Origin of the sequence: Blautia sp. HCN-1074, assembly GCF_037890165.1 — a bacterium.
In the GTDB taxonomy this organism is placed as follows: Bacteria; Bacillota; Clostridia; order Lachnospirales; family Lachnospiraceae; genus Blautia_A.
Genome location: NZ_JBBKBP010000002.1, coordinates 304,780 through 329,840, shown reverse-complemented (window position 1 = coordinate 329,840; position 25,061 = coordinate 304,780). Strand labels below are relative to the sequence as shown.

General features: G+C 41.1%; 23 protein-coding genes. 2 read left to right on the top strand and 21 right to left on the bottom strand.

Annotation, left to right across the window (positions count from 1 at the left end; genetic code table 11):
- Positions 1 to 23: 23 nt before the first annotated feature.
- From WKT11_RS03680 to glpK, 10 genes are all read right to left on the bottom strand, one after another.
- Complete coding sequence (locus WKT11_RS03680) at positions 24 to 245, bottom strand: FeoA family protein (protein ID WP_117674525.1); 222 nt, start codon at positions 243 to 245, stop codon at positions 24 to 26.
- Between the two features lie 57 nt (positions 246 to 302).
- Entirely contained in the window at positions 303 to 512 is a 210-nt protein-coding gene (locus tag WKT11_RS03675; protein ID WP_008703058.1) for a FeoA family protein, read from the bottom strand.
- Positions 513 to 788: 276 nt separating this feature from the next.
- Positions 789 to 1,067 carry a DUF2325 domain-containing protein gene (locus WKT11_RS03670; RefSeq protein ID WP_117674526.1) on the bottom strand — a complete coding sequence of 93 codons (279 nt, stop codon included), beginning with the start codon at positions 1,065 to 1,067 and terminating at the stop codon, positions 789 to 791.
- 598 nt (positions 1,068 to 1,665) lie between these two features.
- Positions 1,666 to 2,871, bottom strand: a complete 1,206-nt coding sequence (gene hydF, locus WKT11_RS03665) for a [FeFe] hydrogenase H-cluster maturation GTPase HydF (protein WP_117843769.1) — start codon at positions 2,869 to 2,871, stop codon at positions 1,666 to 1,668.
- Positions 2,872 to 2,968: 97 nt separating this feature from the next.
- Positions 2,969 to 4,390 carry a [FeFe] hydrogenase H-cluster radical SAM maturase HydG gene (gene hydG / locus WKT11_RS03660; RefSeq protein WP_117843770.1) on the bottom strand — a complete coding sequence of 474 codons (1,422 nt, stop codon included), beginning with the start codon at positions 4,388 to 4,390 and terminating at the stop codon, positions 2,969 to 2,971.
- 170 nt (positions 4,391 to 4,560) lie between these two features.
- Complete coding sequence (gene hydE / locus WKT11_RS03655; RefSeq protein ID WP_340282668.1) at positions 4,561 to 5,589, bottom strand: [FeFe] hydrogenase H-cluster radical SAM maturase HydE; 1,029 nt, start codon at positions 5,587 to 5,589, stop codon at positions 4,561 to 4,563.
- 36 nt (positions 5,590 to 5,625) lie between these two features.
- The gene (locus WKT11_RS03650) at positions 5,626 to 5,883 is read right to left on the bottom strand and encodes a TM1266 family iron-only hydrogenase system putative regulator (RefSeq protein ID WP_055058864.1); all 258 of its coding nucleotides are present in this window, start codon (positions 5,881 to 5,883) and stop codon (positions 5,626 to 5,628) included.
- Positions 5,884 to 5,926: 43 nt separating this feature from the next.
- A complete protein-coding gene (locus WKT11_RS03645) occupies positions 5,927 to 6,901 on the bottom strand; it encodes a transglutaminase domain-containing protein (protein WP_340282601.1) in 975 nt (324 codons plus the stop codon).
- Between the two features lie 215 nt (positions 6,902 to 7,116).
- On the bottom strand, positions 7,117 to 7,989 hold the full coding sequence (locus WKT11_RS03640) for a phosphoribosylaminoimidazolesuccinocarboxamide synthase (RefSeq protein WP_117674531.1): 873 nt from the start codon (positions 7,987 to 7,989) through the stop codon (positions 7,117 to 7,119).
- 191 nt (positions 7,990 to 8,180) lie between these two features.
- Positions 8,181 to 9,677, bottom strand: a complete 1,497-nt coding sequence (gene glpK / locus WKT11_RS03635) for a glycerol kinase GlpK (protein WP_117843771.1) — start codon at positions 9,675 to 9,677, stop codon at positions 8,181 to 8,183.
- A gap of 124 nt (positions 9,678 to 9,801) precedes the next feature.
- Between glpK and WKT11_RS03630 the strand changes: the two genes are divergently transcribed.
- On the top strand, positions 9,802 to 10,173 hold the full coding sequence (locus tag WKT11_RS03630; RefSeq protein WP_242986685.1) for a NusG domain II-containing protein: 372 nt from the start codon (positions 9,802 to 9,804) through the stop codon (positions 10,171 to 10,173).
- 88 nt (positions 10,174 to 10,261) lie between these two features.
- On the opposite strand, the gene spoIVA is transcribed toward WKT11_RS03630, so the two are convergent.
- From spoIVA to WKT11_RS03610, 4 genes are all read right to left on the bottom strand, one after another.
- A complete protein-coding gene (gene spoIVA, locus WKT11_RS03625; RefSeq protein WP_118410475.1) occupies positions 10,262 to 11,731 on the bottom strand; it encodes a stage IV sporulation protein A in 1,470 nt (489 codons plus the stop codon).
- 248 nt (positions 11,732 to 11,979) lie between these two features.
- Positions 11,980 to 13,668: a [FeFe] hydrogenase, group A gene (locus WKT11_RS03620; RefSeq protein WP_117674535.1), complete on the bottom strand. Its 1,689-nt coding sequence runs from the start codon at positions 13,666 to 13,668 to the stop codon at positions 11,980 to 11,982.
- 15 nt (positions 13,669 to 13,683) lie between these two features.
- Positions 13,684 to 15,555, bottom strand: a complete 1,872-nt coding sequence (locus WKT11_RS03615) for an NADH-quinone oxidoreductase subunit NuoF (protein ID WP_118609422.1) — start codon at positions 15,553 to 15,555, stop codon at positions 13,684 to 13,686.
- Positions 15,552 to 16,031, bottom strand: a complete 480-nt coding sequence (locus WKT11_RS03610; protein WP_117843774.1) for a complex I 24 kDa subunit family protein — start codon at positions 16,029 to 16,031, stop codon at positions 15,552 to 15,554. Before WKT11_RS03610 ends, WKT11_RS03615 begins: the two co-directional genes overlap by 4 nt.
- Before the next feature lie 298 nt (positions 16,032 to 16,329).
- Between WKT11_RS03610 and WKT11_RS03605 the strand changes: the two genes are divergently transcribed.
- Positions 16,330 to 17,835, top strand: coding sequence for a 4Fe-4S dicluster domain-containing protein (locus tag WKT11_RS03605; protein WP_340282594.1), 1,506 nt, complete (start codon positions 16,330 to 16,332; stop codon positions 17,833 to 17,835).
- Between the two features lie 187 nt (positions 17,836 to 18,022).
- Here WKT11_RS03605 and WKT11_RS03600 read toward each other — a convergent pair whose 3' ends face one another.
- From WKT11_RS03600 to WKT11_RS03570, 7 genes are all read right to left on the bottom strand, one after another.
- Entirely contained in the window at positions 18,023 to 18,730 is a 708-nt protein-coding gene (locus tag WKT11_RS03600) for a YoaK family protein (RefSeq protein ID WP_243098412.1), read from the bottom strand.
- Positions 18,731 to 19,169: 439 nt separating this feature from the next.
- Complete coding sequence (locus WKT11_RS03595) at positions 19,170 to 19,736, bottom strand: Fe-S-containing hydro-lyase (protein ID WP_117674539.1); 567 nt, start codon at positions 19,734 to 19,736, stop codon at positions 19,170 to 19,172.
- 1 nt (position 19,737) lies between these two features.
- Entirely contained in the window at positions 19,738 to 20,580 is an 843-nt protein-coding gene (locus WKT11_RS03590; protein ID WP_340282591.1) for a fumarate hydratase, read from the bottom strand.
- 189 nt (positions 20,581 to 20,769) lie between these two features.
- Positions 20,770 to 22,380, bottom strand: a complete 1,611-nt coding sequence (locus tag WKT11_RS03585) for an FAD-dependent oxidoreductase (RefSeq protein WP_340282589.1) — start codon at positions 22,378 to 22,380, stop codon at positions 20,770 to 20,772.
- A gap of 15 nt (positions 22,381 to 22,395) precedes the next feature.
- Positions 22,396 to 23,073, bottom strand: a complete 678-nt coding sequence (locus WKT11_RS03580; protein WP_117674542.1) for a 2Fe-2S iron-sulfur cluster-binding protein — start codon at positions 23,071 to 23,073, stop codon at positions 22,396 to 22,398.
- Between the two features lie 100 nt (positions 23,074 to 23,173).
- Positions 23,174 to 24,028, bottom strand: a complete 855-nt coding sequence (locus WKT11_RS03575) for an FAD/NAD(P)-binding protein (protein WP_340282587.1) — start codon at positions 24,026 to 24,028, stop codon at positions 23,174 to 23,176.
- Positions 24,028 to 25,059, bottom strand: coding sequence for a 4Fe-4S dicluster domain-containing protein (locus WKT11_RS03570; protein WP_118246898.1), 1,032 nt, complete (start codon positions 25,057 to 25,059; stop codon positions 24,028 to 24,030). The genes WKT11_RS03575 and WKT11_RS03570 overlap by 1 nt, the downstream gene beginning before the upstream one ends.
- Positions 25,060 to 25,061: the final 2 nt, after the last annotated feature.

The window sequence follows — 25,061 nt, the reverse complement described above, 5'->3', positions numbered from 1 at the left end:
ACCTAACATAATGCCAAAAAAAATTATTCCACGACAATCATTTCGGCATCTGCTTTACGTAAGGATAATTCATATCCTCTTACAGTTACTTCTACAGGATCTCCCAGAGGTGCAACCTTTCTTACATAAATTTCCACGCCTTTAGTGATTCCCATATCCATGATTCTTCTCTTGACCGGACCTTCGCCGGTAAGTTTCTGAACCCGGACGGTCTCTCCAACACGTACTTCCTTTAATGTCTTCAAGCTTATTTCCCTTCTTTCCCTAGAATTTTAATGCTTTTTCACAGGAAGAATTATGGATCAGACCATAATCTTGCTTGCCATATCTTTTCCAATGGCAACCCTGGATTCTTTAACATTGACGATCAGGCTTCCGTTAATCTCAGAAACAACTGTGACAACTCCTCCTACTACAAATCCGAGCTCTTCAAGATGTCTCTTAACTTCTTCTTTGCCACCGATCCTTTTGATTGTAAAAGGTTCACCGGCATTTACCATTGATAACGGCATTTCTTCATCCCTTCCTTTGCATTTAATAAATGATAAACATTTTCTTTACCATGTGGTTAGTGTATTCTAATTTTGGTTAGATGTCAATAACTTTGTTGATATTTTTATTGAAAAAGTTTTTCATCTGTAAACATTAATAAATTTTTTCATTTATTCGTTGTTATATTACTGCAATCTGCATAATAATTAAACTTCATTCATGCATTCGATATGTAGTATTGATATCGCAAAGTAGTCAATGTTTCAGGTTTATTAATTAATTTTACAATTCGTCGCTTAGCAGCAACGTGTTTCAAGAATACCATTCAGTGCATTTCCGCTGCTGGTATGGCAACGAACGATATCTGTAGAAGAACCAACTTCATCCAGAGCACACTTTACCATTTTATGAGATACAGTATTTGTAAAAAGTACGAGCAGATCCGGACATCCTATTTTTTTACTGAGGTCTGCCTCCATCTGTGTGAATACTTTGCATTTGCATTTATAAGATTTACATATTTTCTTATACTGTGCCACCATACGGTCATGTCCACCTACGATTACGATACTCATATATTGTCCTCCTGATTTTAGTATATTTTATGAGTGCTATATTATAGTTATGCTTTCTTATAGTGTTAGTAGTTATTTATCTCTAACTATAAGTTAGTATAAACTAACATGACGTTTTTGTCAATACATTGCAATAAAATATATGTATTTAAAATAAAGTATATTGAAATACTATGAAATATGCAGTTAAGAAGATAAAACCATCCGTTTTGCTATATGTTTCTACAACAAATAACTAATTTATTGCTCTTGGTAATTGAAGCAAGGGACTTACCTGGCTTCTAGTCAATCGGATATTCGCAATCCGCTTTCGCTACTTGCTCATAACCAAATAACTGCTTCGCAGTTTATCAGAAGGGGCTTGTACCCCTTCTGATACAAGCAAGTCCCCACCCACTGCTTATTGCTCTTCGCAATTGAAACAGGGGACTTACTTGATTTGGTTAAATTAATTATTCGTGTTTATCTGATCGATAAAATAAACAAAAAGACCACCATACTTCCTTGTATAATGGTCTCTTCAGCAATTACAAATTATATTTTAGGTGCTCATCTTAGAGCGTGTTTGAAAAAGGCTTTCTGCAAAATATTCTGCAAATTATGGAAGTGCAACGTGCTCTAAAATTCCTGTAAGATGAGCAATCGTTATTCCATAATTCGTCATTGGGACATATTGATTTCTGGCTTTATCAATACGGTACATTACATATTTGCGATTAAACATACAGGCACCGCATTGGATGATCAGATCATATTTAGTAAGGTCATCAGGAAAATCTGTTCCGCTTACCAGACTTACATCCAGTTTCTCTCCAAAACGTTTTTTGAGCATTCGCGGAATCTTCACTCTTCCGATATCTTCCTTCAGAGGTGCATGGGTACAGCATTCTGCAATGAGAACATGTGAATTTTCATTAAGAGTATCAATTGCCTTTGCGCCTTCTATATAATATGGTAAATCTCCCTTGTATGCTGCAAAAAGAACTGAAAAAGAAGTCAGCATACTCTCCTTTGGTTTATTTTCATATACATAGGAAAATACCTGCGAGTCTGTAATGATTAATTTCGGAGGTACTGCGAGATTTTCCAAGGCTGACAGATACTGATCTGTTGTCACACTCATTACCAGACATTTTTTGTCCAATAGTTCTCTTAAAGTTTGCACCTGTGGTAATATCAGTCTCCCCTTTGGTGCCTGAATGTCCTGTGGCATCACAAGCAGAACCAGGTCACCGGTATCAACCAGATCACCGGTAATCATCCTGTTTCCATATCCTTCCGGAATACTTCGGGCAAGCAGTTCCTTCAAATTACGGATTCCCTCTCCTGTTTTAGCACTGATCAGACAGACTTCTTCCTTTGTGTTCCTTTGAATCAGGTGAGCAAGTTTTTCTTTTTCTTCCTGCGTGTACAGATCTGTTTTATTGAGAACGGGAACCACAGGCGTATTTTTCTCTTTAAAGTAACGATACCATTTTAATTCCTGCGACATTTCTTCTTCACAGAAGAGAATAATTGCCAGGTCCGTCTTCTGCGCTGCAAGTTCTGTTTTTTCGATACGTAAAGCTCCAAGCTCACCTTTATCATCAAATCCCGCCGTGTCGATCAGGACGCAGGGACCGAGAGGGTAAATTTCCATAGCCTTGTATACAGGATCCGTAGTAGTTCCCGCAACATCTGCTACAATAGATACTTTCTGTCCGGAAAACGCATTGATAAATGAAGATTTTCCGCTGTTCGTTTTTCCAAAGATTCCAATATGCAGACGATTTGCAGAAGGTGTTTCATTTAATGTAACAGCCATATTTTTTCCTTTCACAATATAATAAGTCAAACGAATAAAATCATTCGCGTTTGCGACGTGGCTCTACACTGGATAACTGTTTCGCAGCTGATTTCTGTCAGAATCTGAAATCACGCTGCCCATTTACGATATCTGCCAGATGTTCTTCTGTAAGCCTCTTTACTTTTTCACTTGGAATATTTTCGAGTTCCTTCTGAATCAGTTCCAGACCGACTTTCTTAGTTTCAGGACTTGCATAATCCTGTAAATATTCCATTAAAGTCATCAAGGCATTTGGATGACAGCAGTTTGAAATCTGTTTACTTTTGCACAATGACATAAAACGGTCACCGGTTCTTCCGGCTCTGTAACAGGCAGTACAAAAGCTTGGGATGTCTCCCATATTCATCAGCCAGTTTACGATCTCATCAAGCGTGCGCTGATCGCTGACATCAAACTGAGCAGATGTAATCTCATCTTCCGTTTCAGGCTTATCATATCCACCGACACTGGTTCTTGAAGCTCCACTAATCTGAGAAACACCCAAAGGAAGAACTTTCTCACGAACAGCCTGACTCTCTCTTGTTGAAATAATCATACCTGTATATGGAACAGAGATTCGGATCAGTGCACAGATTTTTGCAAAAATCTCGTCGCTGATACTGTTGTCAAATGCAGACGGATCAATGTCATCCGCATGTTTGATACGTGGCACACTAATCGTATGCGGTCCTACACCATGAACTGCTTCCAGATGTTCCGCATGCATCAGAAGTCCTGCAAATTCATATCTGTAAAGTTCCAGTCCGAACAATACACCTAAACCGACATCATCAATGCCACCTTCCATCGCGCGGTCCATTGCCTCTGTGTGATATGCATAGTTATGTTTTGGCCCTGTTGGATGAAGTTTTTCATAGCTTTCTTTATGATATGTTTCCTGGAAAAGAATGTAAGTACCGATTCCGGCTTCTTTTAATTTACGGTAATTTTCTACTGTTGTAGCCGCGATATTTACATTTACACGACGGATCGCACCATTTTTATGTTTGATACTATAGATCGTTTTGATACATTCCAGAATATATTCAATCGGGTTATTGAGCGGATCTTCACCCGCTTCAATAGCGAGTCGCTTATGTCCCATATCCTGCAATGCGGTAACTTCTTTTACAATTTCTTCCTGTGTTAATTTCTTACGGGCAATATGCTGGTTTTTCTTATGATACGGGCAGTATACACAGCCATTTACACAATAGTTAGACAGATACAGAGGCGCAAACAAAACAATTCTGTTTCCGTAGAATTCTTTCTTGATTTCCGCTGCCAGATCATACATCTCCTGAATTTTCTCAGGAATTGGACAGGCAAGAAGAACAGACGCTTCTCTGTGCGTAAGACCTTTACATTCTTTTGCTTTCGCAAGAATCTGATCGATCAGTTCCACATTCTCCTTGTTTGCGTCAGCGTAGGCAAGGGTTTCCCGGATTTCCTCGTCGGAAATGAATTCTTCTGCTTTTAATGATTTTGGATTATACATAGGCTTTTTTCCTTTCTTTTCGGTCAGGAGCTTTCTTATCAACTGCTTTCCGATTAGTTTTTATTTTTCTATATTCAGTTTTATATTCCGCATACTGCGGATGCTTAAGTTATTCAGAAGTGACTCTTTTTGTAAAGCATTCTGGAACTTCAGAAAAATCAGCTTTACATTCAGACCTTATAATCGCCTCTGTCCGTCACTACTTCATAACCAATGCTCTTCATTCTTGCTGCCATACAGGCCTTACATTCTGCTGCTTCGTCACCGGTGCAGATTTTGTTATCATAAAGTTTGTATTTATCTCTGACATTAACCGGAGAAAGGTTAGGCATTACGACGTTTCCACCAGCCAGAATTCCCTTCTCTCTTCCTTTAGGATCAATTGTTCCAAGTGCAGTTGTCGCTGGCAGAAGAACATGTGGATGAATCAGTCTGATGATTGATAATAATCTCAATGTCAGATCCAGTGTCCCTGCAGGCTGATCTGCAAACGGAGTATCCTTATGAGGAATAAAAGGTCCGATGCCAACCATTTCAGGTTTCAATTCTTTAATAAACAGAAGATCCTGATAAAGGGTGTCTACCGTTTGTCCCGGTGATCCTACCATAAATCCGCAACCGGTCTGATAGCCGATTTTTTTCAGAACTTTCAGGCAGTTTTTTCTGTTGTTTAAAGACATCTGTTGTGGATGGAGTTTTCTGTAATGTTCTTCATCTGCAGTTTCGTGTCTTAACAGATATCTGTCAGCTCCGGCATTAAAATATGCCTGATAACTTTCTTCACTCTTCTCACCAATGGATAAGGTTACTGCACAGTCCGGATATTTTGATTTAATTTCCTGAACGATCTGGCAGATTTTCACATCTGTATAATAAGGATCCTCTCCTCCCTGTAATACAAATGTACGAAATCCCAGGTTCCATCCGGTTTTACAACAGGATAGAATCTGTTCTGTTGTAAGGCGATATCTGTCGGCCTTTGTATTGCCGTTGCGGATTCCACAGTAATAGCAGTTATTTTTACAATAATTAGTAAATTCAATCAGACCGCGGATATATATTTTATTTCCATAGATCTGTATCGCTGTCTGCTGTGCCTTTTTATGAAGTTCCTGTATCAGAAAGGAATCTTGTGTCTGTAAAATCGAGCCTAATTCTTCCCTTGAAATACTTTGCGTATTTTGGATACTCTCTAACATTTTTAAATCTGCTAACACTATGTAATCCCCCTCTTGTTATATGTTTTCTGCCTTTTTTGAGCAAACTGTTTTTGCAGAAATCCCTGCAAGCCGCCCGATTTTTCCTGTCATTGCATTAATCATATCCTGGGGGGCATCCATCGCCACGCTGATAATATTAACACCACGCTGTCTGTATGGGATTCCCATTCTTCCTATGATATATTCACCATATTCGTGAAGAATCTGATTCAGCTCTTTCACAGAATCAGGCTCTTCAACTATAATTCCAATCACCGCAATTCTGCTCGCCATAGAAACACCTCATTTCAGAAATTTTCTCAGATAATTTTCAAAATTAATATGTACAGAAATTTACAACTCTCTGAATCTGATGACTGATCGGATAATAGTCGTATCCATAAACTCCAGTCATCCATCCTGCATACTGAGCCTCCGGATCATAGTAAAGGCCATTTATTTCTACCCAGCAATGGCGTGTAAACCCATCTGCCGCTCCATCTCTGCTTCCGGGTACTCTGCCGCAAACCATATATGGAGTATATCCTACCTCACGTGCGAGGGCTGCAAAAATACAGGAAAATCCATAACAATTGCCATAACCTGTACTAAACATTCGCAGTGCTTCACTACGTGCCCATCCACTCTGGTAAAGATTAGGATCCGGGCCACCATAATAAAAGCCGCCATAAACAACGTATTTCCAACATGCATAAAGTTTCTGACTCTGGCTCATACTTGAGTTTGTAATTGATGCAACTATTTTCATGACACGCATTTTTAATAGCGCATTATAGTCTTTTCTTGCAGCACCGGAACTGGTGAAATAAAGTTGACCGTTTTGTCTGGATTTGTTTTGATACAATCTTCCTTTAGGGTCTGCATAATATAAATTGTTTTTATATATGAAGTATCCAATTGTGGCGCGGCCATGTTTTGTACTTATATGGTAACGATTAGATCCGGATTTTACGATTCTGTTTTCTTTCTTTTCAAATAAGCGTCCTTTTTCATCAAAAACATAGACTACATTATTGATTCGCTGACCACCACGAACGGCATTCCCATTGGCTCCGAAATAATATTTGTAACCATTATATCGTTTCCATGTGTTTTTTACCATTTTTCCCTTATAGTAGTAATATATTTTATTACCTTTTGTAACCAGTTCTCTTATTGGAACAGCTGATGGTGTTGGCGAAGGCTGCTCGGTAACCGGAACATCATTTTCTGTAGCCTGTACCTGAAATACAGGCACAGTTAAAATGCCCATCATTAATAAAACAAAAAAGATTTTTTTCAGTGTCTTCATAAACTTTCTCTCCCTCATCTATAAGTTTGTAAGATAATCAGCAAAATGTGCTTCTTTTTACTGCTTATACATGAATTGTATCAAAAATGTCAATTGATTTCTATATTTTTATTGATTTTTTACAAAAAAATACTGCTATCCGAAGTTATTACATTCAGATAACAGTATTTACAAAATCATATATTTGTTTCCCGCCAGAATATACGGATAAATAATCAGGCTAATTTCTTACCAGTAAGCATTTCGTAACTCTGAAGATATTTTTCAATCGTCTTATCTACGATATCCTGTGGAAGAGTCCAGTTATTGTCCGGATTTGCTTTCAGCCAGTCACGGGCAAACTGTTTGTCAAAGGACGGCTGTCCATGTCCTGGTTCATAGCCTTCTGCCGGCCAGAAACGAGAGCTGTCAGGTGTAAGCATCTCATCACCGATTACCATATTTCCCTCTTCATCCAGTCCAAACTCAAATTTGGTATCTGCGATGATGATTCCTTTACTTAATGCATATTCCGCACATTTCTTGTAAAGTGCAATGGTATTATCACGAAGTTTTGCAGCTAATTCTTCTCCTCTTCCCGGGAAATATTTCTCAAGGTGAGCAATACTCTGCTCATAGGAAATATTTTCATCATGATCACCAATCTCTGCCTTTGTAGACGGAGTATAGATAGGCTCAGGAAGTTTGTCTGATTCTTTCAGGCCTTCCGGTAACTCAATACCACAGACTTTACCGGTTTTCTTGTAGCTTTCCCAGCCGCTTCCGGTAATGTAACCACGTACGATACATTCGATTGGCAGCATCTCAAGCTTACGGCACATCATACTATTTCCATCAAATTTCTCCTGCTGGAAGAATTCAGGCATATCTTTTACATCTACAGAAATCATATGGTTCGGCAGAATATCTTCTGTCATATCAAACCAGAATTTGGACATCTGAGTCAGTACAGTTCCTTTCTTTGTTACCTGGTTATTCAGGATAACATCAAAGCAGCTGATGCGGTCTGTTGCAACCATGATCAGGCTGTCACCGTTGTCATAAATCTCACGTACTTTACCTTCTTTGATTGGTTTCATTTCCTGCATTTTTTCGCACCTCAATATTCTTATGTACTTTTGTTCGGTTCGCACCGGAATTACTGTATTACCGTACCACCATCTCTGTAAGGTTGTCAATACGCTGAATTTTATTTAGGTACACTGATAAAATGTTGGGACTTGATTTAACCAAATCAAGTAAGTCCCCTGCTTCAATTGCGAATATCCGATTGACTTAATTATTCATCACGAGCCCATCCATAAGAATATTTTACCGCCTTATTCCATCCTTTTATCTTCTGCTGTCTGGTTTCATCTGTGATAGATGGATAAAATTTCTGATCAATGGACCAGTTTTTACGCACTTCTTCCTTACTGCTCCAATAACCTACTGCCAGTCCGGCCAGATAAGCTGCCCCCATTGCAGTTGTTTCCACACAGCATGGGCGGTTGACTGGTGCATTGATAATATCGGCCTGTGTCTGCATCAGGAAATTGTTGGCACTGGCTCCGCCATCTACTTTCAAAGAAGCCAGATTGATACCTGAATCTGCTTTCATGGCATTTAATACATCATTTACCTGGTAGGCAATAGATTCCAGAGTTGCACGAATGATGTGATATTTATTTACACCGCGGGTAATTCCTACGATAGTTCCCCTTGCATACTGATCCCAGTGAGGTGCTCCCAGTCCGGTAAATGCCGGTACTACATAACAGCCATGCGTATCTGATACTTTATTTGCCATATATTCTGAATCTTCGGAAGAATCGATTACTTTTAATTCGTCACGCAACCATTGAATTGCAGCACCTGCAACAAAAATAGAACCTTCCAGGGCATAAGTGACTTTTCCATTCAGTCCCCAGGCAATTGTAGTTACAAGGCCATTTTCTGAAAATACTGGTTTGTCTCCTGTATTCATCAAAAGAAAACAACCGGTGCCATAAGTATTTTTTGCTTCACCCGCGCTAAAGCATGTCTGTCCAAATAAAGCTGCCTGCTGGTCACCTGCTGCCCCGGCAATCGGAATTGCCCCTCCAAAAACTGACGGATCTGATTTTCCATAAATACAGCTGGACGGCATTGGTTTCGGAAGCATTGATTTAGGAATACCAAGTTCATCAAGGATCTCCTGATCCCATTGCAAAGTATTAATGTTAAACAGCATCGTTCTTGAGGCATTGGAATAATCGGTAACATGTACTTTTCCCTTTGTCAGTTTCCAGATCAGCCAGGTTTCTACTGTGCCGAATAAAAGCTCTCCCTTCTCTGCCTTCTCCCTGGCTCCATCCACATGGTCAAGAATCCATTTTATTTTGGTTGCTGAAAAATAAGCATCTATTACCAGCCCGGTTTTTTTACGGAATTTCTCAGTTAATCCTTTAGCTTTCAGTGAGTCACAGTATTCTGACGTTCTGCGGCACTGCCATACAATAGCATGATAGACAGGTACTCCGGTATTCTTATCCCATACGATTGCCGTCTCACGTTGATTAGTAATTCCGATGGCTGCAATCTGTGAGGCATCTGCTCCGATCTTAGTCATTGCCTCTACAGCAACACCAAGCATACTGGCCCATATTTCGTCTGCGTCATGTTCTACCCAGCCTGGTTTTGGAAAATACTGTGTGAATTCTCTCTGGGCTACACTGCAGCGTTCTCCTTTTTCATTGAATAAAATGCAGCGGTTACTGGTTGTTCCGGCATCCAGCGCCATAATATATTTTCCCATAAAACCCTCTCCTTTTTTTCTTATCAGTCTATAAATAACCATACCACAAACAGAAGTCAGTTGCTATTATTTTTTGTTCATGTTATGATGCAGTCATAAAAAATTGAGAAAGATGGTAAAAATCTTGAAGAAAAAAGAAATCATTTTTATAAGTGCTATTCTTATTCTGGCACTTGCGTTGTGGGGTGGTATGTCTTTTGTAAATAAAGGCAGGCATGGATCTATTAAAATCACAGTAGATGGGCAGGAATACGGTACTTATTCTTTGTCAAAAGATCAGATTATTAAAATCAATGATACTAACGTATGCGAAATTAAAGATGGAAAGGCATACATGCTCTCGGCTGACTGTCCGGATCATTTATGTATGAAGCAGAAATCAATCGACGAAAAAGGAGGCACTATCGTATGCCTCCCTAATAAGGTTGTTATTGAAGGTAATAAAAGCTCGGATTCAGGAGATACGAATCAACTATCTATTGATGCAGTAACCTAATCTGCTTTTTCTTCAAGTTGTCATAATTCATATCTTCTGACAAGTTATAGGTCTGTTGCTTTTATATAAGTTTTTTAATATGCTATATTTATATAATAATACAAACAAGTCCGCCCTTACTGTCATTGACAATTTTCTGCATGGTATCCTGAAGTTTTACCTGGCTTTCCTCACTGATGGCTGTTATTTTGCTTCGGATACCATCCTGCACCAGCTGTTCAATGGATTTACCGAAAATATTTGTTTCCCAGATACTCTCTCCTCGCTGGCTTCCCTCATCAATATATTTTATCAGATCTTTTGCCTGCTGCTCTGTTCCTACGATCGGAGCAATTTCTGTTTCTATGTTTGCCCTGATCATATGAATGGACGGGCTCTTGGATTTTATTTTCACTCCATATTTATTTCCCTGTCTGATCACTTCCGGCTGCGCGATTTCAATTTCATCCAGATTTGGAACAACTACTCCGTACCCGGTTCCCCGTACGGATTCCAGTGCTGCCTGTACTTTCACATACTCTTCTTTCATATGTACCAGTTCCCGCATAGTATGGATTAATTCATACTCGCTTTCCATTTTAATTCCACTCATCTGACTGAGCATCTGGTAATAATATTCATCCTTGATTCGTATTCTGACTTTTACTGTTCCATCAGATAATCCCACATCTTCCAGAAGTGAATCCTGCACATATGGTCCTGATAATTGTATAAATTCCTTTGTGATATCACGAATATGCTGCATTTGCTTCATTTTCTCCCTGATCTGGGTAAGAAGCTGTTGTTTTAACTCGTGATCCATCGGGAGCATTTCTACCCATCGCGGGATGAAAAACTGAATCTGGCTAACTGGAAATTCATATAAAACTTTTTCCAAAATACGGGTGATATCCTCTTTTCTTAACTGATCGCAGTTTACTGTTAAAGCAGTGACCTGATGTTTTTGCTGAATTTCTTCTGCTGTCTTTAAAGCCTCATCTTTATACGGCATCTGCGAATTGACCAGGACAATAAATGGTTTCTGCTGTTTTTTTAGTTCTTGTATCGTCTTCTCTTCTGCTTCCACAAAATTTTCTCTTGGCAGTTCACCGAAACTTCCATCGGACGTAATTACGATTCCTATCGTGGAATGTTCTTCAATTACTTTCTGAGTTCCGATACGGGCCGCTTCCCGAAATGGAATTGCCTGTTCAAACCAGGGAGTTTTTACCATTCGCTCTTTGCCCTCTTCAGTATGTCCGGAGGCGTCTTTTACCAGAAATCCCACGCTGTCGATCAGGCGTATCTTTACTTTCTGGTCTTCTCCAAGAGTGATGGGAATTGCTTCTTTGGGAATAAATTTTGTTTCTACGGTAGTAATGATCTTTCCTGATCCGCTCAATGGAAGCTGATCCCTGATTTCTGCCTGACGACTCTCTGACATCTGCGGTAATGCCACGACTTCCATAAATCTGCGTATAAAAGTAGATTTTCCTGTACGGACAGGTCCTACGACCCCTATGTATATATCGCCCCCGGTGCGGGCCTGAATATCACGGTACACCTGAAAATTTTCCATAAAAATAGCCCCCTTGCATATTTACACATAACGTTCATGTATTGCTATAAAATATGCAGAAGGACTTCCTGTTATTCCTATAAAAACAGGCCTTGCATTGCCTGCAAAACAATGCAGGACCTGCTCTCTTAAATTGTTACTGATCATTCTGTGCCCGGTAACCTTAAATTTTAGTATATTCAAACATACAGCCTGCTATACTAGCATAATACACTATGGCATCAGATATTAAGTCAAAATTTTTTCTATCAATAAGAATCATTGTGCAGCAGATGATGTTCTTTACCTTTAAGCAATCCGTTGTAGAGTTCGAGAACTAACGGATTCTCATCGGATTTCTTGATAATAGTAGTATTATCTGCATTATACAGCCCCTTAGCTCTTAAGAACTTCGTTCTGTCACCGGCTCTTGTCGGCTGTCCGCCACCCATGATACATCCACGACGACATGCCATAACTTCGATCAGATGATATTCTTTCTCTCCATTCTTAACCTGATCCATAACTTTTCTTGCATTTGCAAGTCCGCTGGCAACGCAGATATTGAGGTTCATACCCTCATATGGAACTGTAAATTCCTTGATGCCATCATCTCCACGAACGCCACATTCTGCGATTTCATGCATGGATTCTTTGCTGTGATCTGGTGTGAGTCGACGAAGTACTGCCTCTGTAACACCACCGGTAACGCCAAAGATAACACCACCGCCGGATCCGAATCCGAATGGCATATCACATGCTTCCGGATCGAGAGCTGCAAAATCAATACCGAAGTTATCGATCATACGGAGTAATTCTGTAGTTGTGATAACAATATCTGTATCCTGTTCGCCATCTGTAAAGCTGTTCGGACGGATTGCCTCTGCTTTCTTTGCTGTACATGGCATAATAGAAATCATAACAGTCTTCTTGCCTGCTGCATGTTCCGGTTCACGGAAATATTCTTTGATAACTGCTGAAAGCATTCCCTGTGGGGAACGGCATGTAGAAAGATTTGGAATGTAATCTTTGTACTGGTCTGTAATAAATTTTACCCATGCAGGACAGCAGGATGTAAGAAGAGGAAGTTTCTCGCCTTTCTTAATCCGGTCGAGGAATTCGGCACTTTCTTCCATGATAGTAAGGTCAGCACTGAAAGAAGTATCATAAACTTCATCAAATCCCATTCTGTGAAGCGCATTAACAATCTTACCCATTACACTCTTACCTTTGGTAAGTCCATAGTGGTCGCCTACCGCTACACGTACCGCCGGAGCAACCTGTGCAACTACACGGATATTTGGATCAGCAAGTGCCTCCCAGGCCTCATCCATATGCGTTTTAATGGAAATTGCACCAGTCGGGCAGAATACACGACACTGTCCACAGTTTACGCACTCTGTTTCTGCAATTTTCTTATTAAATGCAGGCATTACCATAGCTTCTGTTCCACGGAATGCGAAACCTAAAGCACCGATTCCCTGAAGCTCCTCGCAGGCACGCACACAGTCACCACAGAGAATACATTTGTTCGGATCACGTACCAGAGACGGAGAACTTGTATCCAGTTCATGATGTTCTCTGGTATTCTCAAAACGAATATTCTGTACACCCAGACGATGTGCCAGTTCCTGTAAAATACATTCACCGCTCTTAACACAGGTTGTACAGTCGCGGCAGTGGGCTGCCAGAAGCAGTTCAACAATCAGTTTTCTGTATTTTTTGATACGTCCGGAATTCGTATAGATTACCATTCCGTCTCGTGGTTCTTCTGAACAGGATGCAAAAGTTTTGCCTCTGTCGTCTTCTACTGTACATAAACGGCAGGCACCGAAAGTTGATACCTCTGAGTGGTAGCACAGTGTCGGAATATTGATTCCTGCCTTGCGGATGACAGACAGGACATTTTTTTCATCGGTAAATTCTACCTTTCTACCGTCAATTATCATATGGCCCATAGTGTATCCTCCCTTCTATGCTTCCACGTATACAGCATCAAAGTTACAGTTATCTTTACATGCACCGCACTTGATACAGATATCGTTATTAATGTGATGTGGATGTTTGATCTTACCTGAAATAGCTCCCGCCGGGCAGTTCTTCGCGCATTTACCACAGCCGATACAGAATTCAGGATTAATGTGGAACTGACGAAGTGCTGTACATACTTTTGCACGGCATTTCTTATCAAGGATATGTTCCTCATATTCATCACGGAAACGTTTGAGAGTACTGATAACAGGAAGAGGCGCACTCTTGCCAAGGCCACACAGAGCCATATTCTGAACCATATTTGCAAGTTCTTCCAGTTCATCCAGATCAGACATCTCGCCTTTACCGGCAACAATTCTCTCAAGGATCTCAAGCATACGCTTGGTGCCTTCACGACATGGAACACATTTACCGCAGCTCTCACGCTGAGTAAAGTTCATAAAGAATCTGGCAACCTCTACCATACAGGTATTCTCGTCCATAACTACCAGACCACCGGAGCCCATGATTGCATCTAATTTCTTTACAGAATCAAAATCAAGAGGTGCATCCAGCTGATCAAGGATCAGGCACCCGCCGGACGGACCACCGATCTGAACACCCTTAAATGCCGCACCACTCTTTAAGCCGCCGCCGATATCATAGATAATATGGCGAAGCGTAGTTCCCATTGGAACTTCGATCAGGCCTGTATTCTCGATAGAACCAGTCAGTGAGAATGTCTTGGTTCCCGGGCTTCCTTCTGTACCGATCGTACGGAACCAGTCGGCTCCCTCAAGAATGATCTTTGGTACATTAGCATAAGTTTCTACGTTATTAAGAACAGTAGGCTTGCCCCATAAACCTTTCTCTACTGTACGAGGTGGTTTTACACGTGGCATGCCTCTGTTTCCTTCGATGGATGCAGTAAGGGCAGATCCTTCACCACATACGAAAGCTCCGGCACCTCTGTTGATATGTAAATGGAAATTTACACCGGAATCTAAAATGTTATCACCTAACAGACCATATTTTTCGGCCTGTTCAATTGCCATTCTCAGTCTCTTTACAGAAAGCGGATATTCCGCACGAACATAAATATATCCATTCTCTGCGCCTACTGCATAAGCTGCAATCGTCATACCTTCAATCATCTTATATGGATCGCCTTCCATTACGGAACCATCCATAAATGCACCAGGGTCACCTTCATCACCATTACATACTACATAACGGGTCTTTTCTGCCTGACGGGCAACCTGGGACCATTTCTTACCAGCCGGGAACCCGGCACCACCACGGCCACGAAGACCTGATCTGGTAACTTCATCAATAACTTCCTGAGGAGACATGCTTCCTATTACTTTTGCAAGTGCCTGATAGCCACCGACAGCAATATATTCCTCGATAGATTCTGCATCGATCTTACCGCAATTCTCAAGAACGATACGGGTCTGCTGATTCAGGAAAGGAATATCATCCGGATGTGGACAGACAGTATCATGATCTCGATAAAACAGTCTCTCTACCGGTTTGCCTTCCAGTACAGTCCTCTCTACGATTTCCTTACAGTCTTCAGGCTGTACATGAACGTACTGATAATCATAAGGTTCAATTCTCATTAAAGGTCCAAGTTCGCATAAGCCCTGGCATCCTGTTTTTATTACGCCTACATGTGGCACATCTTTCTGCATTTCTACAGTAACACCATCAATGTCTTCACAAAGCCTTGCCATTTCGTCATAAATTTTCTGAGCTCCGGATGCGATACATCCTGTACCAGAACAGACAAGAACTCGACAGGTGTAAGATTTGATCTGCTCATTTACCTCTGCCTGTTTATTTAACAGGTCTTCCCTGCTCTTAATACTCATACGCACTCACCTCTCAATTCATTCAAAAGTTCAACAGCTTTCTCAGGAGTCATCTTCGGGTGTACTTCATCATTAACAGTCAGTGTCGGTGCAAGTCCGCAGGCACCAAGACAGGATACAGTTTCTACCGTAAAAAGCATATCGTCTGTTGTATGTTTCTTGTGGCTCAGTCCCAGTTCTTTCATCAGGGCCTCTTTAACAGGCATAGACTTTCTTACGTGACAGGCTGTTCCATCACATACTTTAATGATATATTTTCCTTTCGGCTCAAAGGAAAAATTCTCATAGAATGTAGCGACACTGTAGGCCTTAGCCTCTTTTACTCCGATTTCGGCAGCTACATAAGTCAGCAGTTCTCCCGGCAGGTAACGGTATTCTGCCTGAATATCCTGCATGATCGGAATCAGCGATGCAGCTGTACGTCCGTAGTGCTCGATAATCTCATCCGCTTTTCTGTAATAAGACTGGTCTAACATTCGGTTCCCTCCTTAAAAATATGTTTTTTGATTTCCACGCAGCTTTAGTTATTTTCAACATATGTGCTGTTGATATTATACAATATATGGTTAATTTACACAACATCATTTTTGCAATTTTCTGAAATTTATTTATTATTATCTTCTATAGATTTATATTGTTTGTTAATGTTTGGAATTGAAAAGCAATTTCTTTAACAGGTGTGTTAAATAAAAAACATGACATTTTTACCATTATTTGATATATTTTTAGTGTAGAAAAAGCGCGGAAATAAATATAATAGGAGATTAACAAAATATGAGAACTCTTGACACACCCGTAAAACAGATCCGGCGTAAGATTTTTGCAGAAGTTGCAAAGCTTGGCTTTCAGTCTACAGATGCATCTCTGATCCACGATATTGAGGCAATTCCCTATAATATCGTACAAGAGCGTGCACAGTATCGTGAAAGTATTTACCGTGAACGTGCCGTAGCCAGCGAGCGTGTGCGACTGGCAATGGGACTTTCTTTACGTCCTGAAAACAAAGCTGTTCATCTGACTGCCGGAGTTGAGGCTTCTAACATCGATGAGAAATATTATGAACCGCCGCTTATGCAGGTGATTCCTTCTGCATGCTCAGCCTGTCCTTCTAATATGTACGAAGTCAGCAATATGTGCAGAGGATGTGTTGCTCATCCATGTATGCAGGTCTGTCCTAAGGGTGCGATTTCCATGGTAAATGGTAAGTCACATATCGATCAGTCGAAGTGCATTAAATGCGGAAAATGCAAGTCTGTCTGTCCATATGATGCCATTGCCCATAAAGAACGTCCATGCGAACGCGCCTGTGGTGTAAAAGCTATTGAAAGCGATGAACAGGGACGTGCACAGATTAACCAGAGCAAATGTGTTTCCTGTGGTATGTGTATGGTAAGCTGTCCTTTCGGAGCTATTTCTGATAAATCTCAGATTTTCCAGCTTGCGCATGCGCTTCGTGAGGGAAATGAAATTATTGCTGAAGTTGCACCTGCTTATATCAGTCAGTTTGGTGATGACGTGACACCTGGAAAGTTCCATGCAGCTTTAGCGGCACTTGGTTTTACCGATGTATATGAAGTGGCACTTGGTGCAGATATCGGTGCAATCAGCGAGGCGCATCATTATGCGAATGAAGTGGCTACCGGACATCTTCCATTTTTACTTACTTCCTGCTGTCCTTCCTGGTCTATGCTTGCCAAGAAGCAGTTCCCTGCAATGATCGACAATATTTCCAGAGAGCTGACTCCGATGGTTGCAACTGCAAGAAGTGTCAAAAAAGAGCATCCGAATGCAAAAGTCGTATTCATCGGACCTTGCGCAGCCAAAAAATTGGAAGCAATGCGCACTTCTGTTCGAAGTGATGTTGATTTTGTTATTACGTTTGAAGAATTGTGGGGACTTTTTGATGCAAAAGAAATCAATCCGGCTGAAATAGAGCCATCTGCAAGTCTTCATAATGCTACTGCAGCCGGACGTGGATACGCAGTTGCCGGAGGTGTTGCCGGTGCAATCGAAGCATGTCTCAAGGAATACTATCCGGATGTACCGGTTCATATTGAACATGCAGAGAGTCTTGCAGAATGTAAAAAGATGTTGACACTCGCAAAGGTTGGCAAGTTAAATGGATGTATGATCGAAGGCATGGCCTGTCCGGGAGGATGCATGGGTGGTGCCGGAACAAATGCACCGTTTACAAAAGCTTCCAAAGCATTAAAGAGCTATCTTGCTTCTTCCACCGAGAAACTTCCTGCAAAGGAACTGGAAGACCTTGAATTGAACTAAATTTCTCAATCTTATTTTGTTATTTAAACTGCATCAATAACTACTTCGCAGATTTGGTTGAACTTTTAGAAAAAAGGCGAAAACGCTGTCTCGGAAGTTCTTTCCATGGGACAGCGTTTTCGCTTGTATACTTTTTGAATTGTCAGGCGGATAAAATCATCCGCTTTTGTTATTTGGTCTGATTTGGTTAAATAGTCTTATGTTCATGTTCCTCGTGAAAACGTTTATATTTTTCGACGAACATTAAGAGAAAACTTATCGTAAGGAACACACAGGATACCCAGATCATTCTTGTTCCGAAATGGATGGAGAGATTTCCACCGATACCGGCTCCCAGTGCAAACATAAAGATGATTCCAAAATAATACATCGCCTGCTCCATCTGTTTCGGCTTCTTTTCACGGAAGTATCCGGATAAAGCCGCTGTACCACTGCGAAGGTTTCCAATGCACATAGTGCTTGCATAGGAATATCCGTTTACTTTTCGGAAGGACTGTACCTGCATCGCACAGGCAAAAGATGCCATTGCGTTTGCCAACATATTATATTCGGTAGGGATAAAGCCAACAATAAATAAAATCAGGATTTCTGCTGCAAGGATTCCCTGTCTCCAGTGAAGCTTCCTGGCATATTTAAATTTTCCCTGTATTTTCTCGGCAACCCATACACCCAAAGCAAAGAAAATGATAGGAAAGAAATAACTCAATCCTGCCATCCACTGCCCTGCCATAAAATGCTGGCTCATAAGTACTACGTTTCCTGTCTGGGCATTACAGAATACCTCATCTCTGGCATTATAGGTATAAGCATCCTGAAATCCTCCTGACAAAGCCAGAAAGGCACTGTTTAAAAAAGCCTCCGACATCTGTATGTCGTGATGATTATGATCTTTCATGATTTACCCCGTTCAAGTTTATTTGCCACTGTTTCACAGCGACCTTTATTCTTTTACCGTTTATTTATGTTATACGTTTGTAGGTTAAATGTAAAAGATATAATTCGTATTGTCGTATATATGAATATTATATATTAAGCTTTACTATACTCTGCGGAAAATTCAGTAACGATTCAGTAACTAAAAAAACATGTCTTATAAGCATTGACTTAAAAACCCAATATAAAACATTCATATTTTATGAGAATTGCGGGAGCTGCCTTGCAGCGGAGCAATTCGTAGATATCAAGTTAGGGGCAAAAGACCTTTTGTCCCTAGCATCTTTTATTGTATAAAGCAACTTCCATACACTGTATATTACAGCATATGGAAGTTATCTGTAACTGTAAAATCATTGAATGTTTACAGCCGTTTTTGTTTCATTATAGTATCCGTCCGATTATTTATCTCCATGCTCTTTAAGGTAATCGGCTTTTCCCATTTCATAAAGGTTATTACCTTCTGAGTCAATGATAACTACAAGAGGCATATCCTCTACATATAATTTACGAAGTGCTTCTGCGCCGAGATCTTCATATGCGATAAGCTCTGCTTTCTTGATACATTTAGCAAGAAGTGCACCTGCGCCGCCGATAGCTCCGAAGTATACGCCATCATATTTCTTCATAGCGTCTACTACTTCCGGAAGGCGGGCACCTTTACCAATCATTCCTCTTGCTCCGACAGACATCATAGTTGGTGCATATGCATCCATACGTCCGCTGGTTGTAGGGCCTGCAGAACCGATAACTGCACCTGGTTTTGCAGGAGTAGGTCCTACATAGTAGATGGTCGCATCTGTAGGATCAAATGGGATTTTTTCGCCTTTGGCAAGAGCCTCACACATTCTCTTATGTCCTGCATCACGTGATGTATAAATTGTTCCGGTTAATAATACCTGATCACCTGCGTGGAGAGTTTTTGCCAGCTCTCTTGTAAGTGGAAGTGTAATTTTCTTTCTTTCCATCTTAGATCACCTCCGTTTTATGACGGGTTACATGACAGTTGATATTTACTGCACATGGCATACCGGCAATATGAGTCGGCATTGTCTCGATATTCAGACCGATTGCTGTTGTCTTTCCGCCAAATCCCTGCGGTCCGATTCCGAGTTTGTTTACTTTTTCAAGCATCTCTTTCTCAAGATCTGCATAGAATGGATCTGGATTCTGGGAATCTAATGGTCTCATAAGAGCTTTCTTTGCAAGAAGTGCACATTTATCAAAAGTTCCGCCAATACCAACGCCAACTACCATTGGAGGACATGGGTTAGGACCTGCTGTCTCTACCACTTCGAGAATAAAGTCTTTGATACCCTGTAAACCTGCAGATGGTTTGAACATACGGATCTGGCTCATGTTTTCGCTTCCGAAACCTTTCGGGCCAACTGTAATCTTTACCTGATCTCCAGGAACGATTTCTGTGTAAATCATAGCCGGTGTATTGTCACCTGTGTTTCCACGGCGTACAGGATCTTTTACTACGGATTTTCTTAAATATCCCTTGTCGTATCCACGGCGTACACCTTCATTAATGGCGTCTTCAAGGTTTCCACCAACGAAATGTACATCCTGTCCGATTTCAAGGAAGACACATGCCATTCCTGTATCCTGGCAGATCGGTACGTTTTCGTTATCGGCAATTTCAAAATTCTCAATAATATTATCAAGTACACCTTTGGCAATCTCTCCATCTTCACATGCACAACAGGTTTTGATCGCGCATTTTACATCTTCCGGAAGATGCTCGTTGGCTTCGATACAGAGCTTTTCAATGACATCTGTAAGTCTGCTTACTTCTATCTCACGCATATGTATGAGCTCCTTTCTGATATGGTTAGCCTTTTTCAACAGATTCCGGGAAACTTCCCCGGAACCTATGTATAATATTATATTTTCTTACTGTAGATATCAACATTATCTTTAAAATTTCATCATTCCAGATTAATACAGAAGTATGAATCTTATGTCTTTAATCTACACTGTTCTTTCTAATACAGATTATCTCTCGTGGCGGGCATATTTCGGAAGCAGTAATGGAGATACTTTATCCGTATGTACGTCTGCCTCTTTCAGTTCTTCTGCATATTTGTAGATATGGTCGAGGTTCATTTCTCCAAGCTCTACGTTTTTGCATTTAGTTGCGGCTTTCTTACCTGCATTTCTTCCAAATACGATTACATCCAGAAGAGAGTTACCCATCAGTCTGTTTCTTCCGTGGATTCCGCCGGCTGCTTCTCCTGCAACTAAAAGGTTCGGGATTTCTTTTGTAAATCCGTCTCCGTCGATCTCAAGACCACCGTTCTGGTAATGAAGTGTCGGATAAATGACGATCGGAACTTTTCTCATATCAATGCCATAGTTCATGTACATACGGAACATTGCCGGAATTCTCTTTTCGATAGTTCCTTCCCCACCAAGAATCTCAATCATCGGAGTATCAAGCCATACGCCTTTAAGTCCTCCGGGAACTTCTACTCCACGTCCCTCTTCACACTCGCGGATAACGCCGGAAGCATTTACGTCACGGGTTTCAAGCGGATGAATGTAAGCTTCTCCGTTTGCATTTACAAGCTGTGCTCCAACGGAACGAACCTTCTCTGTTACCAGAGCACCCATAATCTGTGATGGATAAATTGCTCCTGTTGGATGATACTGGATAGAATCCTGATAAAGAAGGGAAGCACCTGCTCTATATCCAAGTACAAGTCCATCTGCGGTTGCACCGTAGTGGTTGGATGTCGGGAATCCCTGATAATGCATTCTACCTGCACCACCTGTTGCGATTACAACGGTCTTTGCTCTTGCAACAGAATAGTCACCTGTTTCCATATTAAGAAGAACTGCACCGGCAACTTGTCCTTTTTCATCTTTCAAAAGTTCAACAGCGGAAGTAAATTCAACTACCGGAATACCGAGATTAATAACTTCATCTCTGATCGTACGCATAATCTCTGAACCGGAATAATCCTTAGCAGCATGCATTCTTTTTCTGGAAGTTCCGCCGCCATGTGTAGTAACCATGTTTCCTTCCGGATCTTTATCAAATTCCACACCAAGATCATTAAGCCACTGGATCGCATCCGGAGCTTCCATTACCAGTCTCTTTACCAGTTCTGGTTTTGCAGCGAAATGTCCGCCGCCAAAACAGTCCAGATAATGCTGTACAGGAGAATCATTCTCTTTATCAGCTGCCTGGATTCCACCTTCAGCCATCATTGTATTCGCATCACCGATACGAAGTTTAGTAACGATCATAACATCTGCCCCTGCGTTGTGTGCCTCGATCGCACAGGAAGAACCTGCACCACCGCCACCGATGACAAGTACATCTACGTCATAATCAACTTTTGTAAGATCAATTTTTTCGTTCATCAGACGGCTTGTTGAATGAAGCATTTCTGCCAGTTCCAGAGGAGCTTTCTGTCCTTTGTTTGGTCCTACTTTGATTTCTGCAAACGCGTCCGGGTTATAGTCTGGATGGAACTTCTTAAGAAGGGCATCTTTTTCATCAGCCGTCAGACGTCTTGGCTCAGTTGCCATACGCTGTGCTCTTGTAGCCTCTACCTTTTTGATGGATTCCATCATATTTTCTGGATATGGTGCATACATGTTTTTACGCCCTCCTTATTTCTCAATCTCTCTGTTGTTGTAAAGTTCCTGCATTTCTGTGATTGGTTTCTGCATGATCTGTTCGATCAGGTCGTCATATTTACCTTCGTGAATCTCTTCTACACGTTTTTCCAGATGTTCACTCTTAGGTGCAATATATTTACCTGTGAGACGTCTTGCCAGAAGTCCTACCATTGGATGGGAAATACCAGCCGGGCATCTTACAGAACAGCATCCGCAGCTTACACAGTCAAAAGATTCCTCTGCACATTTCTCGAGTTCGCCTCTCTGTGCATATGCAATATACTGCATTACATTTAAGTCCTGAGTACATGCTTTTGTACAGGCATTACATCCGATACAGCTATAGATTTCCGGATATAATTCCATCATTACCTGCTGGTTTGGCTGAAGATCCTCTATATTATAGAGTCTCTTATCTGTAGGGAAGAATGGGATACTTGCCACATACATTCCTTCCTCTACTTTTGTCTGACAGGCAAGACATGTTTTCAGTTCATTCTGACCTTTGATTCTGTAGATGGTTGCACATGCTCCGCAGAATCCGTGTCTGCATCCACAGCCTCTTTTTAATGTATAACCGGCATATTCCATGGCAGTCATAATTGTAAGTTCAGCAGGTACACTGTATTTCTTACCGAAAAAATATACGTTTACCATATTGTTTTCCATTTGAGATTACCAGTCCTTTCTATATATCTATCTGTTATCCGCAGTGCGTCAGGCTCGAATCTACTTCGTTTCTTCTCGCTTGAGGGCATTCGGGAATTCATCAATACTCATTCGGCAATTCATCGATCTCATCGCATCTGAATACCGGGCCGTCTTTGCAGACATATTTGGAACCGATATTGCAGCGGCCGCATTTACCTACACCGCATTTCATACGAAGCTCCAGAGTTGTATAAACCTGTTCTCTGGAGAAGCCCAGTTCTTCCAGTCCGGCAAGAACAAACTTGATCATGATCGGCGGTCCGCAGACAAGTGCTGTTTTGTTTGTATCGAATCCGATCTCTTTTAAATAGGAAGGAACGAATCCAACATGTCCGTCCCAGCCTTCCTGTTCGCGGTCAATTGTAAGATAAACATTTACTCCCTCAGCTTTCATCCAAACTTCCTGGATTTCCTTTAACTGTACCAGGTCATCTGCAGAACGGGAACCATAGAGGATATCTACTGTTCCATAGTCAGCACGATTGTCCAGTACATAGTTGATCACAGAACGAAGTGGTGCAAGTCCGATACCACCTGCGATAAACAGAAGATTTTTGCCTTTTAATTTATCTTCTACAGGAAAATGGTTTCCGTATGGTCCGCGGACTGTGATCTCATCTCCAACCTGAAGGCTGTGAAGATAATCAGTCAGGGAACCACACTTTTTGATACTGAATTCCTGATATTCTTTATTTGTAGGTGAAGAAGTAATGGAAAACATACCTTCGCTCACACCTGGTGCGCAGACCATTGCACACTGACCAGGCATATGTTCAAAAAGCTTTCCACCTTCAGGGGCATTTACACGGAATGTCTTAACATCCGGTGTCTCCTGGCGGATATCTGTGATCACACCAACCTTCGGGATCAGTGTATCTAATGTATAATTTTTATGGCAGGTACATTCACTCATTATTTTTCACCTCCCTGATTTTCAAAAGCTTTGATAACTTTTACGATATTTAAAGAGGACGGACATTTCTCTACACAGCGCCCACATCCTACACAGGAGAACATTCCATTGTTATTTACCGGATAGTAAACAAGCTTATGCATGAATCTCTGACGGAAACGCTGCATCTGACTGTTACGGTTATTACCGTGTGCCATCATGGTAAAGTCAGAGTACATACAGGAATCCCAGCAACGATAACGCTGTACGCCATGGCCTGTGTTGTAGTCTTTGATATCGTAGCACTGGCAGGTCGGACATACAAATGTGCAGGTACCACATGCCAGACATGGTTTGTAAAGTTCTTCCCATACAGGAGAATTAAAACGGTCCATGTAATCTTCCTGTCCCCATCCTTCAAGAGAAAGATTAGAATATGGAAGTTTCTCTACGATCGCACGAATTGCAGTTTTCTCTGCTTCTACTTTCGTCTCGTCTGTATCTGTAAGAAGCTCTGCAACTGCTTTTGTAAGAGCTTCACCCTTCTCTGTCAGAGGTTTCCAGTAAAGTTCTCCTTCAATCATCCATGTTGCAACATCTGCTGCCGGATCAGCACAGTCAATGCCAAACACTTTACAGAAACAGCTCTCTTCCGGTTCATGACATGCAAGTGCAACGATTGTTCCATGCTCTCTTCTTGCTGCATAGAAAGTATCGACCGGATCACTTAAAAATACGTTGTCCAGAACCTTTACTCCCTGTACATCGCAGGCTTTCATACCGAATACAACGAAATCCTTTTCCTGTAATGCCTGTGGCTCGATGGAAATATTTTTTTCTTCTTTTTTACAGGTGTAAAGATTTTCACTCTGTGGAAAGAATGCATCTTTTGGTGATTTTACGGTTTTTAAAGTATCAAGACAAACTTCTGCATCTTCACTCCATGCCTTAAAGTTTACCTGGTCACTGACTTTAACCGGTAAATATAAATCCTGATCTGCGGCAATCTTATGGAATAATGCCTGCAGATTCTCTGCTGCTATTTTATACATAC

Bases quoted from the DNA above. Each gene is read 5' to 3' on its own strand.
- hydG (WP_117843770.1), bottom strand. From the start codon at position 4,390: ATGTATAATCCAAAATCATTAAAAGCAGAAGAATTCATTTCCGACGAG.
- WKT11_RS03615 (WP_118609422.1), bottom strand. From the start codon at position 15,555: ATGAGTATTAAGAGCAGGGAAGACCTGTTAAATAAACAGGCAGAGGTA.
- WKT11_RS03675 (WP_008703058.1), bottom strand. From the start codon at position 512: ATGCCGTTATCAATGGTAAATGCCGGTGAACCTTTTACAATCAAAAGG.
- WKT11_RS03605 (WP_340282594.1), top strand. From the start codon at position 16,330: ATGAGAACTCTTGACACACCCGTAAAACAGATCCGGCGTAAGATTTTT.
- WKT11_RS03595 (WP_117674539.1), bottom strand. From the start codon at position 19,736: ATGGAAAGAAAGAAAATTACACTTCCACTTACAAGAGAGCTGGCAAAA.
- hydE (WP_340282668.1), bottom strand. From the start codon at position 5,589: ATGTTAGAGAGTATCCAAAATACGCAAAGTATTTCAAGGGAAGAATTA.
- spoIVA (WP_118410475.1), bottom strand. From the start codon at position 11,731: ATGGAAAATTTTCAGGTGTACCGTGATATTCAGGCCCGCACCGGGGGC.
- WKT11_RS03575 (WP_340282587.1), bottom strand. From the start codon at position 24,028: ATGAGTGAATGTACCTGCCATAAAAATTATACATTAGATACACTGATC.
- WKT11_RS03645 (WP_340282601.1), bottom strand. From the start codon at position 6,901: ATGAAGACACTGAAAAAAATCTTTTTTGTTTTATTAATGATGGGCATT.
- WKT11_RS03585 (WP_340282589.1), bottom strand. From the start codon at position 22,380: ATGTATGCACCATATCCAGAAAATATGATGGAATCCATCAAAAAGGTA.
- glpK (WP_117843771.1), bottom strand. From the start codon at position 9,677: ATGGGAAAATATATTATGGCGCTGGATGCCGGAACAACCAGTAACCGC.
- WKT11_RS03640 (WP_117674531.1), bottom strand. From the start codon at position 7,989: ATGCAGGAAATGAAACCAATCAAAGAAGGTAAAGTACGTGAGATTTAT.
- WKT11_RS03620 (WP_117674535.1), bottom strand. From the start codon at position 13,668: ATGGGCCATATGATAATTGACGGTAGAAAGGTAGAATTTACCGATGAA.
- WKT11_RS03670 (WP_117674526.1), bottom strand. From the start codon at position 1,067: ATGAGTATCGTAATCGTAGGTGGACATGACCGTATGGTGGCACAGTAT.
- WKT11_RS03650 (WP_055058864.1), bottom strand. From the start codon at position 5,883: ATGGCGAGCAGAATTGCGGTGATTGGAATTATAGTTGAAGAGCCTGAT.
- WKT11_RS03610 (WP_117843774.1), bottom strand. From the start codon at position 16,031: ATGTTAGACCAGTCTTATTACAGAAAAGCGGATGAGATTATCGAGCAC.
- WKT11_RS03580 (WP_117674542.1), bottom strand. From the start codon at position 23,073: ATGGAAAACAATATGGTAAACGTATATTTTTTCGGTAAGAAATACAGT.
- WKT11_RS03590 (WP_340282591.1), bottom strand. From the start codon at position 20,580: ATGCGTGAGATAGAAGTAAGCAGACTTACAGATGTCATTGAAAAGCTC.
- hydF (WP_117843769.1), bottom strand. From the start codon at position 2,871: ATGGCTGTTACATTAAATGAAACACCTTCTGCAAATCGTCTGCATATT.
- WKT11_RS03600 (WP_243098412.1), bottom strand. From the start codon at position 18,730: ATGAAAGATCATAATCATCACGACATACAGATGTCGGAGGCTTTTTTA.
- WKT11_RS03570 (WP_118246898.1), bottom strand. From the start codon at position 25,059: ATGTATAAAATAGCAGCAGAGAATCTGCAGGCATTATTCCATAAGATT.